Source organism: Bacillus sp. CGMCC 1.16607, from assembly GCF_042683745.1.
Taxonomy (GTDB): domain Bacteria; phylum Bacillota; class Bacilli; order Bacillales; family Cytobacillaceae; genus Pseudoneobacillus.
This window is the reverse complement of the sequence record NZ_JBHUJX010000008.1, coordinates 568,312-590,794: the sequence shown is the minus strand read 5'-3', so window position 1 is coordinate 590,794 and position 22,483 is coordinate 568,312. Positions and strand designations below refer to the sequence as shown.

25 protein-coding genes are annotated in these 22,483 nt (G+C 37.1%); 1 reads left to right on the top strand and 24 read right to left on the bottom strand.

Translation table 11 applies throughout. The annotated features are described in order from the left end of the window. Positions 1-36: 36 nt before the first annotated feature. The 21 genes from rplS to ACFSO7_RS05715 form a co-directional block, all read right to left on the bottom strand. On the bottom strand, positions 37-381 hold the full coding sequence (rplS, locus tag ACFSO7_RS05815) for a 50S ribosomal protein L19 (protein WP_377876144.1): 345 nt from the start codon (positions 379-381) through the stop codon (positions 37-39). Positions 382-515: 134 nt separating this feature from the next. Then, entirely contained in the window at positions 516-1,253 is a 738-nt protein-coding gene (gene trmD / locus ACFSO7_RS05810) for a tRNA (guanosine(37)-N1)-methyltransferase TrmD (RefSeq protein ID WP_377876142.1), read from the bottom strand. Next, entirely contained in the window at positions 1,250-1,768 is a 519-nt protein-coding gene (rimM, locus tag ACFSO7_RS05805) for a ribosome maturation factor RimM (protein WP_377876140.1), read from the bottom strand. Before rimM ends, trmD begins: the two co-directional genes overlap by 4 nt. A gap of 13 nt (positions 1,769-1,781) precedes the next feature. Further along, on the bottom strand, positions 1,782-2,168 hold the full coding sequence (locus ACFSO7_RS05800; protein ID WP_377876138.1) for a YlqD family protein: 387 nt from the start codon (positions 2,166-2,168) through the stop codon (positions 1,782-1,784). Positions 2,169-2,254: 86 nt separating this feature from the next. Continuing rightward, entirely contained in the window at positions 2,255-2,485 is a 231-nt protein-coding gene (locus tag ACFSO7_RS05795) for a KH domain-containing protein (RefSeq protein ID WP_377876137.1), read from the bottom strand. Between the two features lie 20 nt (positions 2,486-2,505). Further along, the gene (gene rpsP / locus ACFSO7_RS05790; protein WP_377876135.1) at positions 2,506-2,778 is read right to left on the bottom strand and encodes a 30S ribosomal protein S16; all 273 of its coding nucleotides are present in this window, start codon (positions 2,776-2,778) and stop codon (positions 2,506-2,508) included. A 120-nt stretch (positions 2,779-2,898) separates the two neighbouring features. After that, positions 2,899-4,251, bottom strand: a complete 1,353-nt coding sequence (gene ffh / locus ACFSO7_RS05785; protein ID WP_377876134.1) for a signal recognition particle protein — start codon at positions 4,249-4,251, stop codon at positions 2,899-2,901. 12 nt (positions 4,252-4,263) lie between these two features. Next, complete coding sequence (locus ACFSO7_RS05780; RefSeq protein WP_377876132.1) at positions 4,264-4,596, bottom strand: putative DNA-binding protein; 333 nt, start codon at positions 4,594-4,596, stop codon at positions 4,264-4,266. 274 nt (positions 4,597-4,870) lie between these two features. Then, positions 4,871-5,863, bottom strand: coding sequence for a signal recognition particle-docking protein FtsY (ftsY, locus tag ACFSO7_RS05775; RefSeq protein WP_377876130.1), 993 nt, complete (start codon positions 5,861-5,863; stop codon positions 4,871-4,873). A 116-nt stretch (positions 5,864-5,979) separates the two neighbouring features. Next, positions 5,980-9,543 (bottom strand): chromosome segregation protein SMC, encoded by a 3,564-nt coding sequence (smc, locus tag ACFSO7_RS05770; protein WP_377876128.1) that lies wholly within the window; start codon positions 9,541-9,543, stop codon positions 5,980-5,982. A gap of 15 nt (positions 9,544-9,558) precedes the next feature. After that, positions 9,559-10,299, bottom strand: a complete 741-nt coding sequence (gene rnc / locus ACFSO7_RS05765) for a ribonuclease III (RefSeq protein ID WP_377876126.1) — start codon at positions 10,297-10,299, stop codon at positions 9,559-9,561. Between the two features lie 84 nt (positions 10,300-10,383). Then, positions 10,384-10,617, bottom strand: coding sequence for an acyl carrier protein (gene acpP / locus ACFSO7_RS05760; protein WP_377876124.1), 234 nt, complete (start codon positions 10,615-10,617; stop codon positions 10,384-10,386). 86 nt (positions 10,618-10,703) lie between these two features. Continuing rightward, on the bottom strand, positions 10,704-11,447 hold the full coding sequence (gene fabG, locus ACFSO7_RS05755; protein ID WP_377876122.1) for a 3-oxoacyl-[acyl-carrier-protein] reductase: 744 nt from the start codon (positions 11,445-11,447) through the stop codon (positions 10,704-10,706). Beyond that, entirely contained in the window at positions 11,444-12,391 is a 948-nt protein-coding gene (gene fabD, locus ACFSO7_RS05750; RefSeq protein ID WP_377876120.1) for an ACP S-malonyltransferase, read from the bottom strand. The genes fabG and fabD overlap by 4 nt, the downstream gene beginning before the upstream one ends. Before the next feature lie 27 nt (positions 12,392-12,418). Next, complete coding sequence (gene plsX / locus ACFSO7_RS05745; protein ID WP_377876118.1) at positions 12,419-13,399, bottom strand: phosphate acyltransferase PlsX; 981 nt, start codon at positions 13,397-13,399, stop codon at positions 12,419-12,421. A gap of 14 nt (positions 13,400-13,413) precedes the next feature. Then, entirely contained in the window at positions 13,414-13,980 is a 567-nt protein-coding gene (gene fapR / locus ACFSO7_RS05740) for a transcription factor FapR (RefSeq protein ID WP_377876116.1), read from the bottom strand. A 138-nt stretch (positions 13,981-14,118) separates the two neighbouring features. After that, positions 14,119-16,167, bottom strand: coding sequence for an ATP-dependent DNA helicase RecG (gene recG / locus ACFSO7_RS05735; protein ID WP_377876114.1), 2,049 nt, complete (start codon positions 16,165-16,167; stop codon positions 14,119-14,121). Further along, positions 16,164-17,045, bottom strand: coding sequence for an L-serine ammonia-lyase, iron-sulfur-dependent, subunit alpha (sdaAA, locus tag ACFSO7_RS05730; protein ID WP_377876112.1), 882 nt, complete (start codon positions 17,043-17,045; stop codon positions 16,164-16,166). Before sdaAA ends, recG begins: the two co-directional genes overlap by 4 nt. An 18-nt stretch (positions 17,046-17,063) precedes the next feature. Further along, positions 17,064-17,726 carry an L-serine ammonia-lyase, iron-sulfur-dependent subunit beta gene (sdaAB, locus tag ACFSO7_RS05725; RefSeq protein ID WP_377876111.1) on the bottom strand — a complete coding sequence of 221 codons (663 nt, stop codon included), beginning with the start codon at positions 17,724-17,726 and terminating at the stop codon, positions 17,064-17,066. A gap of 474 nt (positions 17,727-18,200) precedes the next feature. Beyond that, positions 18,201-19,868, bottom strand: coding sequence for a DAK2 domain-containing protein (locus ACFSO7_RS05720; RefSeq protein WP_377876109.1), 1,668 nt, complete (start codon positions 19,866-19,868; stop codon positions 18,201-18,203). 36 nt (positions 19,869-19,904) lie between these two features. After that, entirely contained in the window at positions 19,905-20,267 is a 363-nt protein-coding gene (locus ACFSO7_RS05715) for an Asp23/Gls24 family envelope stress response protein (RefSeq protein WP_377876107.1), read from the bottom strand. Positions 20,268-20,678: 411 nt separating this feature from the next. On the opposite strand from ACFSO7_RS05715, the gene rpmB reads away from it, so the two are divergent. Beyond that, on the top strand, positions 20,679-20,867 hold the full coding sequence (gene rpmB, locus ACFSO7_RS05710; protein ID WP_377876105.1) for a 50S ribosomal protein L28: 189 nt from the start codon (positions 20,679-20,681) through the stop codon (positions 20,865-20,867). Between the two features lie 106 nt (positions 20,868-20,973). On the opposite strand, the gene spoVM is transcribed toward rpmB, so the two are convergent. The 3 genes from spoVM to rpe form a co-directional block, all read right to left on the bottom strand. Then, positions 20,974-21,054, bottom strand: coding sequence for a stage V sporulation protein SpoVM (gene spoVM / locus ACFSO7_RS05705; RefSeq protein ID WP_090758061.1), 81 nt, complete (start codon positions 21,052-21,054; stop codon positions 20,974-20,976). A gap of 93 nt (positions 21,055-21,147) precedes the next feature. Next, positions 21,148-21,795: a thiamine diphosphokinase gene (locus tag ACFSO7_RS05700; protein WP_377876104.1), complete on the bottom strand. Its 648-nt coding sequence runs from the start codon at positions 21,793-21,795 to the stop codon at positions 21,148-21,150. A gap of 29 nt (positions 21,796-21,824) precedes the next feature. Next, positions 21,825-22,481 carry a ribulose-phosphate 3-epimerase gene (gene rpe / locus ACFSO7_RS05695; RefSeq protein ID WP_377876102.1) on the bottom strand — a complete coding sequence of 219 codons (657 nt, stop codon included), beginning with the start codon at positions 22,479-22,481 and terminating at the stop codon, positions 21,825-21,827. Between the last annotated feature and the right edge of the window lie 2 nt (positions 22,482-22,483).

The window sequence follows — 22,483 nt, the reverse complement described above, 5'->3', positions numbered from 1 at the left end:
AAAAAAGGCTTGTTAAACAAGCCCTTTCTTTGGTCATTATCGAATTTCTTTAATACGAGCTTTTTTACCACGAAGATTACGTAGATAGTATAGTTTCGCACGGCGAACTTTACCACGACGGATAACTTCTAGCTTCGCGATTTTTGGTGTGTGTACAGGGAATGTACGCTCAACGCCTACACCGTAAGAAACCTTACGTACTGTGAAAGTTTCGCTGATACCACCACCACGACGCTTAATCACTACACCTTCAAATAACTGAATACGCTCACGAGTTCCCTCGATAACTTTAACGTGTACACGTACAGTATCACCAGGACGGAAAGCAGGAAGATCAGTGCGAAGTTGTTCTTGAGTGATTTCTTTAATTAATTGTTGCATCGTTTTCAACTCCTTCCAACAGATGCTCTTACAATTCTCAATACTTGTAGCGGAACATCTTAATACCGACCAGGCTATTAGTAGCCTAAGTCACAAATAGTATCTTATCATAAGAGGTCATGCTTTTCAATATTTTATTTAAGCTCATTACGAATTTCTTCTAACCATTTTTCCTGTTCTTTTGTAAGTTGAATCATATCAAGAAGATCTGGTCTTCGCGAAAGTGTTCTGCGTAATGATTCTTTTGCTCTCCATTCATCAATATGCTTATGATTTCCTGAAAGCAAAACTTCAGGTACTTTCATTCCTCGGAAATCTGCAGGTCTTGTATATTGTGGATGCTCTAATAGCCCTGTACTAAAGGAATCCTTTTGATGTGATTCCTCGTTTCCAAGCACCTCTGGTAATAAACGAACCACACTATCAATGACAACCATGGCACCGAGTTCCCCACCTGTTAATACATAATCACCAATCGATATTTCGTCAGTAACCAAATTTGCTCTTATTCTTTCATCGTATCCTTCATAGTGACCACATATAAAAATAAGATGTTCTTCATTTGCTAGTTCTTCTGCTTTTTTTTGAGTAAAGCGTTCCCCTTGTGGACATAACAGGATCACTCTACTATGCTTTTCCTTGTTGTTAAGTGCTTGGACTGCATCAAAAATCGGCTGAGGTTTTAAAACCATCCCCGCTCCTCCACCATAAGGATAATCATCAACAGTAAAATGTTTATTGTCGGCAAAGTCTCGGAAATTTACTACATTATACTGAACAGCTTTTTTCTCATATGCTTTCTTTAATATCGAATGTCCAAACACACCTTTAAACATCTCGGGAAAAAGAGTTAATACATCCACCTTCATCATGATAATAGACCTTCCATTGGTTCAATCAATACTTTTTTATTCTTCACATCAATTTGTTTTACTACTTGTTCAATATAAGGAATAAGTACCTCTTTACCACCTTTTCCTTTAATAACCCAAACATCATTTGCACCAGGAGTTAATATTTCTTTAATTTTCCCAATTTCTTCGCCTGTCATTGTAAAAACTTCACAACCGATAATTTCGTGGAAGTAATATTCATTTTCTTCAAGTGGAGTTAATTGACTTTCAGGAATTTTTAACATTCCACCTTTAAATTTTTCTACCAAATTAATATTTTGCAATCCTTCAAATGTCAACAATTCAAAATTTTTATGAGTTCGATGACTTGCTATTGTAAGCGAGGTAGGTTCCTTTTTTTCATCCATAAATAAAAATAATTGATTGCCTACTTTAAATCGTTCTTGTACAAAATCCGTCTTTGAAATAATACGGACTTCTCCTTGTATTCCATGTGTATTAACTATTTTCCCTACGTTATACCAATTTCCCATCTATTCATCACCTCTAGCGCATTTCTTGAATAATCCCGTCTAAAACAATAATTTCTGAACGGTTCCATTTTTCTTCCCAATGATCACCTACCTCAACTTCAACAATTGCCTGTACTTCCCTTTCTTTTATTTCACTACCTAAAGGAAGTAAGTGAAGTTGTTCAATTTGAAAAGTAAGGAGATTTATTTTATTAAGACGTTCTTGAATTTCATTTTCAAAATGTTTACGAACATTTATCGGAGGTAATTTACTGTTTTTCTCCAATTTTTTCTGTTCAAACTGAAGCTGCTCACATTCTTTTTTAATTTGAAAAATGTTTGCTTCAAATTTTTCGAGGAGTTCTTTTTTACTTTTCTCCGTTAGCACTTGTTTTACCACAACAGTTTGAAGAATTTTCATAAAGACGCCTGCTTTCAAGTAATCTTTCATTAATTTTTAGTATGTAAAAAAAGGAGGGTTTCCCCTCCTTTTAATGGTTTAATCTCTTACTCATTAATCTCTAAATAGATTTTCTTTTTTTGTGAAGTTCCTGCCGCATAGACAACAGTTCGTATCGCTTTTGCAACACGCCCTTGCTTTCCAATTACTTTTCCCATGTCATTCTTGTTGACAGAAAGCTGGTAGGTTACGCGATAATCCTCTTCTACGACATTCACATGAACATCTTCTGGATGATCTACAAGGGGCTTAACAATCGTCTCAATTAACTGTTTCATAATCTACGGCTTCTTTCAATTTATTTAGAGTACTTTGCATTATGGAATTTTTCCATGATGCCTTGCTTAGAGAAAAGGTTACGAACTGTATCAGATGGTTTTGCACCATCTTGTAACCATTTTAATGCTAAGTCTTCGTTAATTTGCACTGCAGCTGGTTGAGCTACTGGATTGTAAGTTCCAACTACTTCAATGTAACGTCCGTCACGAGGAGAACGAGAATCTGCAACAACAATACGATAGAAAGGAGATTTTTTTGCTCCCATACGTTTTAAACGAATTTTAACTGCCATTTTAATAAGCACCTCCGAATAGTTTCACACAAGATAGAATAATAACAGAAATATAAATGGTTTGTAAAGTCTTTTTTCTTTACATCCATATTTTTCACTTAAATTATCTAGCACAAGCGGCTAGAACGGTTTAAAAGGTAATTTAAAGCCACCTTTTTTCTTACCTTTTTGTTGCATGCTTGTCATTTGCTTCATCATTTTTTTCATGTCTTCGAATTGTTTTAGTAAGCGATTGATTTCTGTTACGGAACGACCACTTCCTTTAGCAATTCTCTTTTTACGATTTCCATTAATGATTTCCGGCTGATTTTTTTCAGCTTTTGTCATGGAACGAATAATGGCTTCGACATGCGCAATTTGCTTTTCATCTACTTGAACATTATTAAGCCCTTTAATTTTATTAGCACCTGGCATCATTTTCAATATTTCATCTAATGGACCAAGTTTACGAACTTGACCTAATTGGTCAAGAAAATCGTCAAGCGTAAAAGACATTGTTCGCATTTTTTGCTCAAGTTCTTTCGCTTTTTCTTCATCCACAGACGCCTGTGCCTTTTCGATTAAAGTTAAGACATCTCCCATACCAAGAATACGGGAAGCCATACGTTCAGGATGAAACGGCTCAATTGCGTCCATTTTTTCACCTAAACCGACAAATTTAATTGGTGTGTTCGTCACTGCACGAATGGACAATGCTGCTCCACCGCGTGTATCTCCATCCAACTTTGTTAATACAACTCCAGTAAGTCCAAGCTGATCATTGAAACTTTGTGCGACATTGACGGCATCTTGACCTGTCATTGCATCAACAACTAAGAAAATCTCATCTGGCTTAGTCAATTCTTTAATGTTTTTTAATTCGTCCATTAAATTTTCATCGACATGCAGACGCCCAGCTGTATCAATTAAGACATAGTCATTATGGTCTTCCTTTGCCTTTATGATTGCTTGTTTAGCAATTTCAACTGGACTAACTTGATCTCCTAAAGAGAATACTGGCATATTTAGTTGTTTTCCAAGCGTTTCAAGCTGCTTAATGGCAGCAGGACGATAAATATCTGCAGCAACAAGTAATGGACTGCGGTTATATTTTTTACGAAGCAAGTTTGCTAATTTACCAGTTGTAGTTGTTTTACCAGCACCTTGTAAACCAACCATCATTATGACGGTTGGTGGTCTGTGTGAGGCTGCAATCTTACTTTGCTCCCCACCCATTAGTTCAGTTAATTCTTCTTGAACTACCTTTATGATTTGCTGCCCTGGTGTTAAGCTTTTAAGTACTTCTTGACCAACCGCTCTTTCACTTACCTTTTTGACAAAGTCTTTCACTACTTTGAAATTAACGTCGGCCTCAAGTAAGGCTAGACGTACATCACGCATCATTTCCTTAACATCAGCTTCCGTAACTTTGCCTTTACCGCGGATTTTTTGGAGTGTATTTTGCAGACGGTCGGCTAAACCTTCAAATGCCATATATGCCGCCTCCTAGTCTAATTTCTCGAGTTCTGCAACTGCCTCAGCAATAGTCGTTTTGAAAAGGTTTTCCTCTTCTAATAATTCTTTTAACTTATGAATTAATTTGCTTCTCTCTTGAAATTTATGAAATAACAATAGCTTTTCTTCATACTCTTCTAGCATTGTTTCAGTACGCTTAATGTTATCGTAAACTGCTTGACGACTAACATTATACTCTTCCGCAATTTCTCCTAATGAGTAGTCATCTAGATAGTAGAGAGACATATAACTTTGCTGCTTCGGTGTTAACAACGAATGATAAAAATCATATAAATAATTCATTCTTGTTGTTTTTTCAAGCATGCCTAGCCCCTCCTTGTTAAGTGAAAAGCCTTTACAAATGTAAGTTTACACAGATTTTAAAATGGTGTCAAGGAAATTACTTTACACTACAAAAGCGGAAGCGCCTTGATCAGCCCTGACAAGCATAAGACGCTCTAGGAAAGAAGGTTTTCTTTACCTTTATTCCTGGAGGGGCTTATGACCTCGAGGTCGACAAAAACGCAACGTCCTGTCGCATAGTCGACACTAGTACTTCCTGTACGTCGGGGCTAGGCGCTGGATTACACTATTTAACCTATTCAGCCACTTCATTATCAATTAGTTCTGAAAATAATCCATATACATATTTCTCGGCATCAAATTCTTGGAGATCATCCATTTTTTCCCCGAGGCCTACTAGTTTAACAGGTATTTTTAGCTCATTTCGAATGGCTAAAACGATACCACCTTTTGCCGTACCATCTAGTTTAGATAGGACAATCCCTGAAACATTTGTTGCTTCTTTAAATGTTTTTGCTTGGATTAATGCATTTTGACCAGTTGTGGCATCTAACACAAGTAAAACCTCATGTGGTGCCCCAGGTACTTCTCTTTCTATCACTCGTTTTACTTTTTCAAGCTCTTTCATTAGGTTTACTTTATTTTGTAGACGACCTGCTGTGTCGCAAAGTAAAATATCAGCTTGACGTGCTTTAGCTGATTGAATCGCATCGAACATGACAGCAGCTGGGTCAGAGCCAGCTTCTTGTTTAATTACTTCAACGCCAACTCTTTCTCCCCAAACCTCCAGTTGTTCAATCGCACCTGCTCTAAATGTATCACCTGCGGCCAAAAGAACCGTTTTACCTTCGGTTTTATATTTATGAGCCAGTTTCCCTATTGTTGTTGTTTTACCAACACCATTAACCCCAACAAATAGGATGACCGTAAGAGTATTTTCTTGGATATTAATTTCAGTTGAAGATTGGTCTGCATCTTTGTAAATATCAACTAATTTCTCCGAAATTACACTTTGAACGTCTTTTGAGTCTTGAATATTTCTCCTCTTCACTTCCATTTTCAACTCATCGATCAATTGCATAACCGTTTCAAATCCAACGTCTGCCTGAATTAGAATTTCCTCAAGTTCTTCAAAAAAATCTTCATCTACTTTTCGATAGCGTGCAACTAGATCGTTTACCTTACTAGAAAAATTGTCCCGTGTCTTCGTCAATCCCTCTTTAAACTTTTCCGTCACCGCATCTGTCTGCTTCGTAATCTTTTCCTTCAACTTCTTAAAAAAACTCATCCTATCACATCCTTAAAATTCACTTTAACACATTAACGTACTGGGGGTCAGTCCCCCGACGATTTAACGCGCTAATGTGCTGGGGGACTGACCCCCAGCGCTTTAACGCGGTGAAGCTATTGAACTAGTTCTTTTGAGTCTTCTAGGCGGACGGAGACTAGTTTGGAGACGCCTGATTCCTGCATGGTTACACCGTATAGGACGTCTGCACCTTCCATTGTTCCTTTTCGATGGGTGATGACAATGAATTGGTTTTCGACGCTATATCTTTTTAAATACTGGCTAAATCGAAAAACATTCGCATCATCAAGTGCCGCCTCAACTTCATCAAGCACGCAAAATGGTACTGGACGGACCTTCAAGATAGCAAATAGAAGTGCAATTGCTGTTAGAGCTCTTTCTCCTCCAGACAATAATCCAAGATTTTGCAGTTTTTTCCCTGGTGGTTGTGCAACAATTTCCACTCCTGTGTTCAATAAATCTTCAGGGTTTGTCAGCTTTAAATCCGCACGCCCTCCCCCAAAGAGAGCTTGAAAAACGGGTTCGAAATGAGTTTTGATCCCAGAAAACGTCTGCGAAAAACGCTTTTTCATTTCCTCATCCATCTCGTCAATCACCTGAAATAACGTATCCTTCGCTTCATGTAAATCTGTTTTTTGTTCCAACAAAAATTCATAACGTTCGGAAACTCTTTCATATTCTTCAATGGCACCTAAATTAACCGTCCCTAATTCTTCAATAGCTAGCTTGATTAATTTCACTTTTTTACGAGCTTCTACCATTGGTATTTCCAATGAAAATTGTTCTTTTGCCCCTTCAAATGATAGTAAATATTCTTCTCTTAAATGGGATAGCTTGTTCTCTAACTCCACATCGAGTCGATTTAGCTTAACTTCCTCGTCTTTTATTGCTTCAACCAGTCCTTTGTACTGACGTTTTAGTTCTTTCGCTTCTAATTCAGTATCTTCTAACAAACTACTTAGTTTCAACCGTTCTTCTCTTCTAGTGGAAATCAACTTTATTGTCTCATTTTTATCTTGGAGCTTTTTCTTCGCAGCTATTTCTAGTTGAGCTTCACCTGAGTGGCTATTGTTCATATCCGAATTTAAAATCGATAAATCCTCTTCGAAGGAAAGGAGCAATTCTTCATTTTCGCTTAGTTGTGTCTCACTGTATAGCAATCTTTCTTTTGTATGTGTGAGTTGCTCCTTCTTCGCAGCAATTGCAACCTTCAACTCACTTATCTCTTCATTTAATATTTCTTTTGAGCTTTTTTCAGTCGTTCGCTGTGTATTTAATTGCTGCAATTGTTGATCCATCTGAGTGATGTCGTTTGCAATTTCAACCAAATTCGAATGTAATAGTTCCTTTCGATTGATTAAAGATTCTTTCTCCTCAGAAAATTGCTTCATTTCAATATCATATAAGGAAAGACGCTCATTAATATTCTTTTCCTCAACTTCGATTTCTCGCAGATTCCCTTTTAACGATTGTTCTTTTAAACGTAATTGTTCGCCATTTTTCCTTAAAACTTCCAAACGTCCTTCTTGTATTTCAATATCTAGTTTAAATTTTTTCACAAGATCTTCAAGCTTTGAGGTTTTATCCTCCATATCGAATAGCTTTTTCTTTAATTCTTCAAGTTCTCCTTTACGCGATAATAAAGAAGATGTTTTTTGTTTTGATGCCCCTCCGGTCATTGATCCACCAGGGTTCACGATATCACCCTCTAACGTAACTAAACGTGAGCGATATTGAAGAATTTTTGCAATTTCATTTGCGCCTTTTAAATCTTTCGTAATAATTACATTTCCTAATAAATTTAAAACGATTTCTTTATATGGTGAATCAAACTGAATTAAGTCCGAAGCTGTTCCTATATATGAGGAATGTCCTTGGATCATTTGGAGCTGAGTGGCAGAGAGAGATTTTCCTTTTAAAATATTCATTGGCAAGAAGGTTGCACGGCCAAAAGCATTTTGCTTCAAATATTGAATGGCTAATCTACCACTTTCTTCATTTTCAACAACAATATGTTGCATTGCCCCACCTAAGGCAGTCTCGATTGCTAATTCATATTCTTTCGGAACGTTGATTAACTCTGCAATCGCACCTTTAATCCCATTTAATTTAGTTCCCCTTGCCTTCAATACTTCTTTAACTCCTTGAAAAAATCCAGAAAAGTCTTCTTCCATTTCTTCAAGCATCTCCTTACGGGATTTAGCTTGCTGGAGGAATTGATAGGCCTGATACAAGGTTTTCTCTTGACTTTGATAATTGTTTTTTAATGAGTCAAGTTTCTTTTGACTTTCTCGAAACATATAAACTTGTTCTTCGATTTCATTTTGGATGATACTTATAGATGATTGTAAATCAAGTTTTTTATCAAATATTAATTTTCGCTCCGAAAGATATTTACCGTTTTCATCTTCAAGTTTTAAAGCTCTTTTTCCTTGCTGTTCAAGTTGTTGATCAATATATTTTGTTTCATTATTACAATTTGCTTGTTCATTTAATTTATCGATGTATTCACTCTTTAACGATTCAATTTTCTCATCAATATTCTCGCTAAATAACAGAGATTGTTCTCTTTTTTCATTTAACTTTTCCTGAATTTGTTTAGCTTCCTTCTCAAGTGTAAGGAAAATAGATTCCTGCTCACTTTTTTGCACACGGATAGTCTGAATTTTTTCTGAAAACTCTTTAATATTTTTTTCAAGTTGTTCTCTATTTTGAGTAGAATTTTTTTTCCGTTCCTTTAGAACTTCTTTCCTACCTTCCAATTTTTCAAGTTCTTCGCTCGTATGAAGCAATACATTTTGCAAGTCAGAGATTGATTCATCTAATGCGGTAATATGATCCCGCAATTCTTCAATTGTTGCTTCTTTTTTCTGCAAATCCGCTGATAGTTTAATATCATCGTCCTTATGCTGCTCAAATTGTTTCGAAATACTTTCCCAATTTCGATGAAGTTCCTCGATGTCATAAACAGTTAATGCCACTTCATATTTTTCTAATTCCACTTTTTTTTCTGAAAAATCCTTGGCAATTGAAGCCTGAAACTTCAGAGGTTCCACCTGAACTTCTAATTCATGTAAAATATCATTTACACGGTTTAAGTTCTCTTGTGTCTCTGTTAATTTACCTTCTGCTTTTTTCTTTCTAGTTTTATATTTCAAAACACCAGCAGCTTCTTCAAAGATTGTTCGACGTTCTTCCGCTTTACTATTCAATATTTCTTCTACTCTACCCTGGCTTATGATTGAAAAAGCTTCGCGACCCAATCCTGAGTCCATAAATAAATCAACAATGTCTTTAAGACGGCTAGACTGCCTGTTAATTAAGTATTCACTGTCACCTGAGCGATAAACTCGTCTAGTCACACTAACTTCACTGTAATCGATCGGTAAAAAATGGTCTTCGTTATCTAGTGTTAAGGTTACTTCTGCAAAATTTAATGATTTCCTCGAATCACTACCTGCAAAAATAATGTCTTCCATTTTTCCACCACGTAATGATTTAGCTGACTGTTCACCTAATACCCACCGAATCGCATCAGTAATGTTACTCTTCCCGCTTCCATTTGGACCGACAACCGCGGTTACACCTGGAACGAATTCCACAACACTTCGCTCTGCGAATGATTTAAACCCGACGACCTCCAATCGTTTTAAAAACATCTGCTCCCTCCTTCCTTAATGTTTTTCTATCTCTTTTAATTTAAGCAAAGCTTTTTGAGCGGCATGCTGTTCGGCTTCTTTTTTTGATCTCCCAGTACCTACACCTAGCTCTTTTCCATTTAACGCAACTAAAGACACAAACTCACGGCTATGAGCTGGTCCTATTTCTTGGAGAATTTTGTACTCCAATGTACCTATACCATCTCTTTGGACAAGTTCTTGCAATTGACTTTTAAAATCCATCACATGAGAAAAAGCACCAGCATTTATTTTTGGATAGACGTTTTTTTCTAAAAATTCAATGACTGTTTCAATCCCCTGATCTAAATAAAGTGCACCAATAAATGCTTCAAAAACATCTGCTAATAATGCAGGACGTTCCCTTCCACCCGTCATTTCTTCCCCTTTTCCTAGAAGGATTAATTGACCAAAAGAACGTTCATTTGCAAAGGCGACTAGAGAAGGTTCACATACAATGGCAGCTCTTAATTTTGTTAACTCACCTTCACTCATCATTGGATACTTTTTATATAAGAATTGAGAAACAGTTAGTTCTAATACGGCGTCACCCAAAAATTCGAGCCTTTCGTTATCTTCAAATGGCTTTTTGCGATGCTCATTCACATAAGATGAATGAGTAAAAGCTTGTTTAAGTAATTTATCATCAGCAAATTGAATCCCTATTTGTGTTTGAAATTGTTTAAATAGTTGATCTTTTGCGCGATTGTACTGAATTTCCTTGCTATTCTTGCGCATCTTACTTCCACCTTACTTTCTAATTCCTTAGTTCAATAGAAATAAAGCTCCGTTTTCGAAAACGGAGCCTTTCAAACCTAACGATTACAATTTGCCTTGTATGTAATTCACAGCGTCACCGACTGTAGCAATTTTTTCAGCATCATCGTCAGAAATTTCCATATCGAACTCATCTTCTAATTCCATTACAAGTTCAACAACATCAAGGGAATCTGCACCAAGGTCTTCTTTGAAAGAAGCTTCAAGTTTCACTTGAGACTCTTCAACACCTAAACGGTCAACAATCACCTTTGTAACACGCTCTAATACCTCTGCCATGCTTGTTCACCTCCCCTCAAGCCATTATAGTAGATTTCTAATAAAGAATAAAGTCTACTATAAAAATTATGTAACAAAACTTAGTATCACATAACCATACCACCATCAACATGAAGCGTTTGGCCAGTCATATAGGCACTGTCGTCCGATGCAAGGAAGGCTGCCACTTTTGCAATATCTTTCGGTTCGCCAAAACGAGCAAGTGGAATGACTTTCAGCATTTCATTTTTTACTTCTTCGGTAAGTTTATCTGTCATATCCGTTGTAATAAAACCAGGGGCAATAGCATTTGCTGTAATGTTTCGTGCCGCTAATTCCTTGGCAGTTGTTTTCGTTAGACCAATCACCCCAGCTTTGGCAGCAACATAGTTAGCTTGCCCAGGATTCCCACTAACTCCTACTATTGAAGCGACATTAATAATTCGGCCGTTTCTTTGCTTCATCATTTGACGCGTTACTGCTTTCGTACAGAGGAAAACTCCTTTAAGATTGATATTAATAACATCATCCCACTCTTCCTCTTTCATACGCATTAACAAATTATCTCTTGTAATACCAGCATTATTAACAAGAATATCCAGTTTACCAAAACGTTCAACCGTTTCTTTCACCATGTTTGTTACTGCATCTGGATTGGAAACATCACATTGGACAGCAAATGAGTCTTGTCCCAATTCTTTAATACTATCAACCACTTCATTTGCTTTTGCTTCACTTCCAGAATAATTTACTGCAATATTGGCTCCTTGTCTTGCTAATTCTAACGCTATTTCTCTGCCAATTCCGCGTGATGCTCCAGTGACCAAAGCCACTTTTCCTATTAGGTTCATTGAGCTTCCTCCTTTAATGCTTCGACCGTTGCTTGACAGCTTTCCATGTCAGATACTGCATATGTTTTGACAGAACGATCAATTTTCTTTACTAATCCGGATAATACTTTTCCTGGTCCAATCTCAATAAAAGTGTCTACCCCTAAATCAAGCATTTTACGGATTGAATCTTCCCATAAAACGGGAGAATACAATTGTTCAACGAGTTTTTCTTTTATCATAGTAGCATCAGTAATCGGTTCAGCCATTACATTAGCGATGACAGGAATTTTAGCATCTACAATACTTATACTATTTAATACTTCCTCAAACTTTTCTGCAGCGGGCTGCATGAGTGAAGAATGGAACGGTCCGCTTACATCAAGTGGTAAAGCGCGTTTTGCACCAGCTTCCTTTGCTTTTTCAGAAGCAAGCTCTACCCCTTTACGTGATCCTGAAATAACGATTTGACCGGGACAATTTAAATTGGCTAACTGAACAGGATGCCCTTCATCCGTAATTTTAGTCGTAACCTCCGTTAATGGCTCACGATCAAGCCCGAGGATGGCAGCCATTGTTCCTTCACCATTAGGAACAGCCTCTTCCATTAATTCACCTCGTTTACGAACAGCATATACACCTTCTTCAAAAGAGATCGAACCTGAAGCCACTAGAGCCGAATACTCGCCTAGGCTATGACCCGCAACATAATCAGCATGTATATGAAAATCACTAAAATATTCTAAAATAGCCATACATGTCGTTAGTAATGCAGGTTGAGCATTTGTAGTTAATGTTAACTCTTCCTGTGGACCTTCAAAAATTAATGAAGACAATGATGTTTGTAATGTTTCATCAGCCTTCTTAAAAAAAGAAGCAACTTTTTCGTTTTCATCCGCTAGATTTTTTCCCATTCCGACCGTTTGGGACCCTTGTCCTGGAAAAATAAACGCAATTTTCCCCATCAAAACACTCCTCACTAACTATATAATTTATTTTTCAATGGCTTTTTTAATTAAAGGTGTTACATCTTGGTCAACCATTTCTTTTGCTTGACGTATAGCACTAAATATCGCTTGCGCATCTGAAGACCCGTGTGCCTTAATAACGGGAGCCTTTAAACCAAATAGACCCGCTCCACCATACTCCGAATAATCCATTTTATTTTTTAGGAGTACTAAATCAGGTTTTAAAACAGCAGCGGCAAGCTTACTTTTTAAACTGCTAGTTAAAGCACCTTTTAACATTTTAAATACGGACATTGCTGTACCTTCAATTGTTTTTAGCACCATATTACCAGTGAAACCATCTGTAACAACAACATCTGCAACACCGTTTAATAAATCACGCGCCTCCACATTTCCAATAAAATGAATTGGTGCTGTATTTAATATTTCAAAGGACTGTTTTGTTAAATCATTTCCCTTTTTTTCTTCTGTTCCAATATTCAATAAACCAACACGTGGTTGTTTGATTCCACGAACTTTTTCACTATAAATCGATCCCATTATCGCGTACTGTAAAAGATGTTCTGGTTTCGTATCGACATTTGCACCTACATCTAGTAATAAGAAACCTTCACCACCAATTGTAGGTAAGGTTGGTGTTAAAGCTGGGCGTTCAATTCCTTCTATTCGCCCTACTACAAATAGCCCTGCAGCCATTAAAGCACCCGTATTTCCTGCTGAAATACACGCATCAGCCTTACCGTCACTAACTAATTGGGCAGCAAGAACCATGGAAGCATTTTTCTTTCTTCTTACCGCTCGAACAGGCTCATCCGTCCCTAAAATCACTTCTTCTGTATGTAAGATTTCAATTCTATCTTTATTAGTTAAAAATGGATTTATTTTCGCTTCGTCCCCTACTAAAGTAATATGTAGGTTTTGATAATGTTGAATCGCTTTCATCGCGCCTAAAACGATTTCCTTTGGGGCATTGTCTCCACCCATTGCATCAATGGCGAGTTTCATTTTGTCTCATCCTTTTAGTTGTTTTTCGAACGATACATCGCAAATTCACCTGTAAATACAAGCTCATTATTTACATAACTGTTTACTTCAACAATCGTTCTTCCATTTTTTTCATCTATATTAGCCACTTTTGCTTTTGCAATCACACGTTCATTTTCCCTTACGGCTCGTTTAAATTGAATATTTGATTTAGCCGTTAGTGCCAGTTCATCGTTAATAACTGCAACTGCTAATGAATTAGCCTGAGCGAATAAATGATGACCACGTGCAATCTGATTGCGTTTGAAAACATGTTCAGTTTTTACGTCAAAAATTGAAATAGCACTATGATCGAGCTGAATATCAATAATCTCACCAATGACTTCCTCAATCGGTAAGGATCTCACTTCATCATCAAACCGTTTTTCGGCAACAGTTTTTATCCGTTCACGTAGTTCCGGTATCGATAGCTCTAAACGGTCTAAACGTATAGTTTGAACACTTACTGAAAATTTATCCGCTAGCTCTTCATCAGTAATAAACGGATTCTCATGTATCGTTTTGACCAAAAGCTGTTGCCGTTCTTTTTTATTTCGTCTCATTTAATAACACCGTCCGAGATATTATGACTAGGTACTAATAGTAGTATAAAAGTAAAAAAAGCAGATTGCAAGAAATTCATTAGAACTTCGCCTCTGCTTTTTTAGGAAACTAGTATTTTTTTGCTTATCCAAAATTATTTAATCCAATTTTTCACCTGTTAAAACACCTGACAGTTGTAAATAGTCTCGAAGTGGCCAATAATCGGTTGAGTTCCAAAAAATCTCTGAGTGAATTAATCTTGCTGCATCATCTCTTGCTGTTTCAAGAGCCCGATAATCATGTACCATATCTGCAAGTTTAAATTCAGGTAGCCCACTTTGCTTCTTACCAAAAAAATCACCAGGTCCCCTTAATTCTAAGTCTTTTTCACTCAAGACAAAGCCATCATTTGTTTCAGTCATAATTTTCATTCGCTCTTTGCCAACATCCGTTTTAGGATTGGCTAATAATATACAATACGATTGATCATGCCCCCTACCGACACGACCTCTTAGTTGATGTAGTTGAGACAGGCCAAATCGCTCAGCATCATAAATAAGCATGAATGTAGCATTCGGAACATTGACACCTACTTCGACAACGGTTGTAGACACGAGAACTTGGATCTCATTCACACTATATGCCCGCATGACCTCTTCTTTTTCTTGAGAAGATAATCTTCCATGCATTAGACCTACTTGATAGCGTGATTGAAAATGATGTGACAAAGTACTATGTACATCAATTGCATTTTGTACATCGAGCTTTTCTGATTCTTCTATTAACGGGCAAATCACATAAGCCTGTCTACCTTGAACAAGTTCCTTTTCCATAAAACTCAGAACTCGGTCTAACATATCTTGTTTAGCCCAATAGGTTTCAATCACTTTTCTTCCGGCAGGCATTTCATCAATGATGGAAACATCCATTTCCCCAAACACTGTAATGGCTAATGTTCTTGGAATAGGAGTTGCAGTCATAAAGAGAACGTCTGGATTTTCTCCCTTTTCCCGTAAAATTCTCCTTTGCTCTACACCAAAGCGATGCTGTTCATCAGTGATGACAAGTCCTAGATTTTGAAATATGACCTCATCTTGAATAAGTGCATGAGTTCCGATAAGGATATTGACTTCACCATTTGCCAAATTTTCTATAATACGTTTTCGCTCTTTTCCCTTTACCGAGCTAGTTAACAATTCACATTGAATATTCCAAGGCAGTAATAACTCCTTTAAATTTTCTGCATGTTGTTCTGCTAATATTTCGGTCGGAACCATCAAAGCACCTTGAAAACCAGAAGTGACAGAAGCGTATAAACAAATAGCTGCCACAACTGTTTTACCTGATCCAACATCTCCCTGTAATAAACGATTCATACGAAATGGAGATTTCATATCAAACAAAATTTCCTCTATAACCCTATTTTGTGCATTGGTTAATGGGAATGGCAGTTTATTTATGAACGCTTCTAATTGACTACTTTGAAACTGCTGTTCTTTCCCAGCAGAATGTTCTCGTTCAAACTTTCGAAGTGCTTGCATTTTTATTTGAAATAATAAAAATTCCTCATATACAAATCTTCTTCTCGCTTGCTTGACATCCTCTTCAGAAAGTGGAAAATGTAGCTTCTTAAGTGCATCTCTTCGATTTAATAATCGATATTTCTTCAATAATCCTTCTGGGATATTTTCCTCAATATTATGACCAAATTGAGAGATTGCTAGATGAATAAATCTTCTTAAGCCTTTATTTGTCACTTTTCCTCTAACATGATAAATAGGTTCAAACCCTGTTTTCTCGGATTGACTTCCTATTTTAACCTCATTTGCTGTTATTGTTTGCCGGTGTTGATCCCATTTTCCAGTAATTGTTATCGTTTCATTCATTACGATTTTATTTTTTAAAAAGGGTTGGTTAAAGAATACGACATTAATTAAGTAACGATCGATAAGAACTCGGATTGTGAGTCTTGAGCGTTTACGGCCATAGTATACAAGAGAAGGCTCACTATGAACCTTCCCTTCTACTGTTATTTTTTCATCATGCTTTACTTCTGAAAGATCACGAAGCCGATAATCCTCGTAACGGTACGGGAAATATTCTAGCACATCTCTTACTGTATAAATATTTAGTTCCGTTAAGGATTCTGCCGTTTCCTCTCCAATACCCGTAATGGCGGTTACGGATTGACTTAGCACGTTATTCACTTATTTAGTGGAATACCGAAAATTTTTGCTTCTAACGCCCGACCAGTTGGTGTTGCCGCCAAACCTCCCTGAGCAGTTTCTTTTAAAGCAGTAGGCATTGATTGCCCAATTTTAAACATCGCTTCGATTACTTCATCGCACGGAATTCTACTTGTTATACCTGCTAAAGCCATATCGGCTGCTACCATTGCATTGGCAGCACCCATCGCATTACGTTTGACACAAGGGACTTCTACTAATCCCGCAACCGGATCACAAACAAGCCCAAGCATGTTCTTCAAAGTGATTGCCATAGCTTCTGCGCATTGTTGAGGTGTTCCACCTGCCATTTCAACGATTGCTGCAGCAGCCATTCCTGCAGCAGAACCTACTTCTGCCTGACATCCTCCAGCAGCCCCTGAAATCGACGCATTATTGGCAACGACAAATCCAAAAGCACCCGATGTGAATAGGAACTTAATCATTTCTTCTCGAGTTGGTTTTAATTTATTTTTGACAGCAAATAGAGTTCCTGGTACAACACCCGCTGAACCAGCTGTTGGTGTGGCACAAATTGTTCCCATTGCCGCATTTACTTCATTTGTAGCAACAGCCTTACTAACTGCTTCCAAAATCGTATGCCCTGAAAGGAAATTTCCTTTTTCAATATATTTTTGAAGGAGAACCGCATCTCCACCTGTAAGACCAGAATGTGACTTAACACCTTTTATTCCATTTTCCACCGCTTCTTCCATAACCACTAGATTCCGTTCCATTAATCCCATTACTTCTTCACGAGAAAAACCTCGAACCTTCATTTCTTGTTCAATCATTATATCTGAAATTTTTTTATTTTGACTAACAGCCATTTCGACTAACTCAGCAACATTGCGAAACACAGTATTTCCTCCATTCTATTAATCCACAATTTTCGTTACTCTAAGAATGTTTGGTAACTGCTCAATCTCAGAAAGAACAGCATCTTCTATATTATGATCCATTTCAATTGTCATTAAGGCTAGTTTGCCAACCTCTTTACGAGATACTTCCATATGACCTATATTAATTTCGTGTTTTGCCAATATATTGGCGACGCTGGCAATCGCGCCGAAACGGTCATTATGAACGACAAGGATTGCTGGATGATGACCGGAAAGCTTTAGTTCGAAACCGTTCAACTCGGTAATTTCGACTTTTCCACCTCCGATAGAAATACCTACCAATTCCAATTCTCCATTTTCGTCACCAATGAAAACTCTTGCTGTATTTGGATGATCTGTAATCGCATCCTCTTCAATAAAACTTACCTTCATACCTTTTTCGTTAGCAATATCTAACGCTTGAATAATTCTTTTATCGTCTGTATCGAAATCTAGTATTCCACCAATTAATGCTACATCTGTTCCATGACCTTTATAAGTATCCTTAAATGAACCATATAAAGAAATCGTTGCCCATTTTGGTTCACGACCGAATAAAGTTCTTGCCATTCTTCCAATACGCGCTGCACCAGCAGTATGTGAACTTGAAGGACCTATCATAATTGGACCAATAATATCAAAGACACTTTTATACTTCAAAAGTTTCTCCCCCTATGCTACACAATAGTTAGTTTTCTATTATAATTATATTAAAAATTTCACCGTTTGGCTCCTTTAATAACGAATTCCCTTTAATTCCATAAAGAAAACTCGCCGACAGTCAAGCCAAATGGCGGAGACACAGGCGTAATTACCCTTATGAGTACGGATTTCATGGAAATAAATTCCGATAGGAACTAAAGCGCGGGGCGCCTTGATCAGCCCCGACAAGTAAATGCCGTCCCAAAGAGGAGGTTTGCTCTTTAACCTCATCTTTGGGGCGCCATTTGACCTCGAGGTCAACAAAGGCTCGGGCGTCCTGTCGCATTGTCGACACTAGTACATCCTGTACGTCGGGGCTAGGCGATGGAGCTGGACGTGGAATATACAAATTAAGAAGATATCATCATCCGAGTATTTTATAGATTATCAACAAAAAAATAGAAGGGAATCCCCTTCTATTTTAACGATTCACTATTCAATTGCAAAGATAAAAGAATATAAAGGCTGCATTCCTTTATGTACTTCAACTTCAACATCCTCGTAGTCCTCTTCAATAAAGGATATTAATTGCTCCACTTCTTGGTCATTCGTATCCTCACCTTGAAGAATCGTTAAGATTTCGGAATCTTCATCCAACATCTCTTTTAATAGAGATTTGGCAGCCTCGAGCTTGTTTTTGTTTTTAACAGTGATTTTCCCGTCATTTAACCCCATAAAATCATCTTTCTCTATAGAAAGTCCTTCAATATTTGTATCTCGAACCGCAAAAGTAATTTGGCCCGTTTTAACATGTTTCAGAGCTTCCTTCATCGTATCTTCGTTCACATGAAGATCTGCCGTAGGGTTAAAGGATAATAATGCTGTCATACCCTGAGGAACAGTTTTAGAAGGAATCACAACAACTTCTTCATCAGCAACTTCAGCTGCCTGTTCAGCAGCCATAATAATATTTTTATTATTAGGCAGAATAATAATTTTTCTCGCATTCACTTCTTTAATCGCCTTTACGATATCCTCTGTACTAGGATTCATCGTTTGGCCGCCTTCAATAACCGCGTGAGCCCCAATACTTTTAAATAGTTCAGCAATCCCGCTCCCCATAGAAACGGTTACAATACCATACTCTTGTTTCTCTTTTTTCAATTCTGGTAGTGGAGAATGGGTAGATTCACCGACAATATTCGTATGTTGTTGACGCATATTCTCAATTTTAATATTAATTAAATCCCCATACTTTTGCCCATAACTTAAACAATCGCCAGGATTTTCAGAGTGGATATGTACTTTAACAATTTCTTGATCAGAAATAACTAGTAATGAATCGCCGAACTGACTTAAATCTTGTCGAAACTTTTCTTCGGAAAATGGTTGTTTTAATTTTTCATCCTTGAACCGCACCATAAATTCAGTGCAATAGCCAAATTCAATATCTTCCGTATTGATATGGCCCTGTACGGATTTATGATGTTCCGCACTTACAAGATCATCCAAACTAGAAATAAATGAAGCCTCTGGTAGACTTTCCCCTTTTAGGACAGCAAGGAATCCTTCATATACTAAAACTAAGCCTTGGCCGCCGCTATCAACAACACCAACTTCTTTTAGAACAGGAAGCAAGTCAGGTGTTCGATTTAACGATGCTTTCGCTTCTATCAAAGTTTCTTCCATTATTTTAATAATGTCTGTCTCTTTTTTTGCAGTTTGGACAGCTTTTTTAGCTGAATCTTTCGCAACAGTTAAAATTGTTCCTTCAACAGGTTTCATAACTGCTTTATACGCTGTTTCTACACCTGTTTCTAACGCCGCTGCAAAATCCTTCCCACTAATATTTTCTTTTTGCTCAATCGCTTTTGAGAATCCTCGAAATAGCTGTGACAAAATAACACCAGAGTTTCCACGAGCCCCCATTAATAAACCTTTAGATAAAGCCACACCAACTTTACCAATGTGATCTTGTGTATTATTTTTTACTTCCTTTGCTCCTGATGTCATGGACAAATTCATATTTGTACCAGTATCACCATCAGGCACAGGAAAAACGTTTAATGCGTCTACCATTTTTGCATTTGCAGACAAATGATTGGCACCTTGAATCACCATTTCAGCAAAACGTTTTCCATCTAATGCTGTAATTGACACAATCCTACCTCCTCACAATTGTTCGATACTACGAACTTATGGGTTCATCACGCGTACACCTTGCACATAAATATTCACAGATTCCGCAGCAATCCCCATTGTCTTGTCAAGTGTATATTTCACCTTTGATTGCACATTATGAGCCACTTCAGAAATTTTCGTTCCGTAACTTACGATAATATACATATCGATATGCACTTCTTCATTTTCTTGACGAACGATCACGCCACGTGTGAAATTCTCTCTACGCAGAATTTCAGTAAGCCCATCTTTAAGCTGATTTTTAGAAGCCATTCCTATAATTCCATAACAATCAACCGCAGCTCCACCAGCAATGGTTGCAATTACTTCATTTGAAATATCAATTTGACCGTACTTCGTTTTCATTTCAATGGACATGAGACGTTCCCCCTTTTGGAAATTGCTCCTTGACTACACACATTTTACTATAAGTGTACTAAATTTAAAAGTCATACCTTAGAACTTTGCAAATTGTCCAGCTCCAGCGGCTTGCCCCTCGAGGTCAAAAGCCACTCCTTGAATGAAGGCAAAGTACGCCTTCTTTCATGGATCGACTTTTGCTTGTCGGGGCAGAGCGAGCCGCTTCCGCTTTTCTTGTTGTCAAGGAATTTTTCTTGAAAGCATCTTCTATAACTATTGCATTCAAACAAGTTGTATGATAAATTATTAAAGTATGTTTGAGTAAGAAAAACATGTAACAATTTGTTTTTCTAATTAACAGATTGTCCAAATTTTATAAAAATTAGCATGAAAGTAATTTCTGCTTTTGATCGTAAGGAGGGAAATAATATGCCACGTAAATGTGTAGTAACTGGTAAAAAAACTCGTACAGGTAATGCTCGTTCCCACGCTATGAACGCTACAAAACGTACATGGGGTGCTAACCTTCAAAAGGTTCGTATTCTTGTTGACGGAAAGCCAAAGCGTGTTTGGGTTTCAACAAGAGCTTTACGTTCTGGTAAAGTTGAGCGCGTTTAATTTTACAAACTTTGGGACATCCAATTAGGGTGTCCTTTTATTATTATTTCTTATCTTTTAAAAAATAAAAGCACCATTATAGGTGCTTTTACTTTATTAGTTTCGATTATTCCTTTTTAAACGCACCAATCATCGCTCGGACAAGTCCACCTAAAAATTTCGGCAGTTTAATTGTATAAAACTTCATATTGTCCCTCCTTAGGCATCTTTACACAACCTTTTGTTTTTTCCTTAATCATCTTATTCAAAGGAAATAAATAAGTACCCTCAAAATCGGGCTTTAGTCTTGACTTCTTATCACTATTAATATGCCATTTGAAAAAGAATAAGTACCATAATCAGCAATAAGTTCATTACTAATACATAGTGTGGATCCCACAGAAATATTCCTATCAATTAACGGATATTTAAAACCCTTTAATGTTATTTTTTCAATTGTACTGGTAAAAGGTAAGAAGGATATATATTTTTTGTCATGAAGTTTTGGTAGAGTATGAGCTCCAGGTAATTTTAAAAATATTATATTTTTATTATCGATAATGGAAATGGGACATTCACTATTTGTGGTTAATCCCTTAAATAATAATTGTACATTAGCAAAAAAATGATCTAGTCTCCCACCTGTCCCACCGAAAATTCTAATCTCAAATGGGTGTTGTTCTAATGCCCAATTTAAGGCTAATTCTAGGTCGGTTTCGTCTTTTTCGGGAATGAATTTTCGAAGATTCTGAACTTCTTTTTCCACAACCATCAATTCTTCCTTTATCACTGAATCGAAATCTCCAAACGCATATGAAGGTTTGATCCCTCTTGAAAGAAGGGTAAAAACCCCTCGATCCACACCAACCCAAGTCGTCTGATCTGAATGATAAGTTTCTAAATCTGGCAAATACTCTAATGGGCCACCTGCTACTATATTGATAACCATTTCTTTCCCCTTCCTATTGCAAAAAAAGACTAACCAATATGGTCAGCCTTTAATGCAGCAATTGCCTTTGCACGGTCTTTTTGATTATAAACAGCTGAACCAGCTACTAATACAGTGGCTCCTGCTTCTACACAAAGTTTTGCTGTCTCTTCATTGACTCCGCCATCGATTTCAATCTCGACATTAAGTCCCTTTACCTCAAGCAATTTTCTTACCTTAATAATCTTAGGAATAACCTCTTCAATAAATGATTGCCCGCCGAAGCCAGGGTTAACTGACATTAATAAAACCATATCTACATCAGAAATGATGTGCTGAATACTTTCCACAGGAGTTGCTGGATTCAATACGACTCCTGCCTTTACACCAAACGACTTAATTAAATGGATCGTTCGATGTAAATGAGGACAAGCTTCTACATGGACTGTAATATAATCAGCGCCTGCTTTAACAAAAGCCTCAATGTATTGATCAGGATTTTCGATCATTAAGTGCACATCTAATGGTAAATTTGTTATCGGACGAATCGCTTCAACTACAAGAGGGCCGATTGTAATATTAGGTACAAAATGTCCATCCATTACATCTATATGAATATAATCGGCTCCACCATTTTCTACGTCCTTTATTTCTTCGCCAAGCTTGGAAAAATCCGCTGAAAGTATGGAAGGTGCAATTTTCACCATTT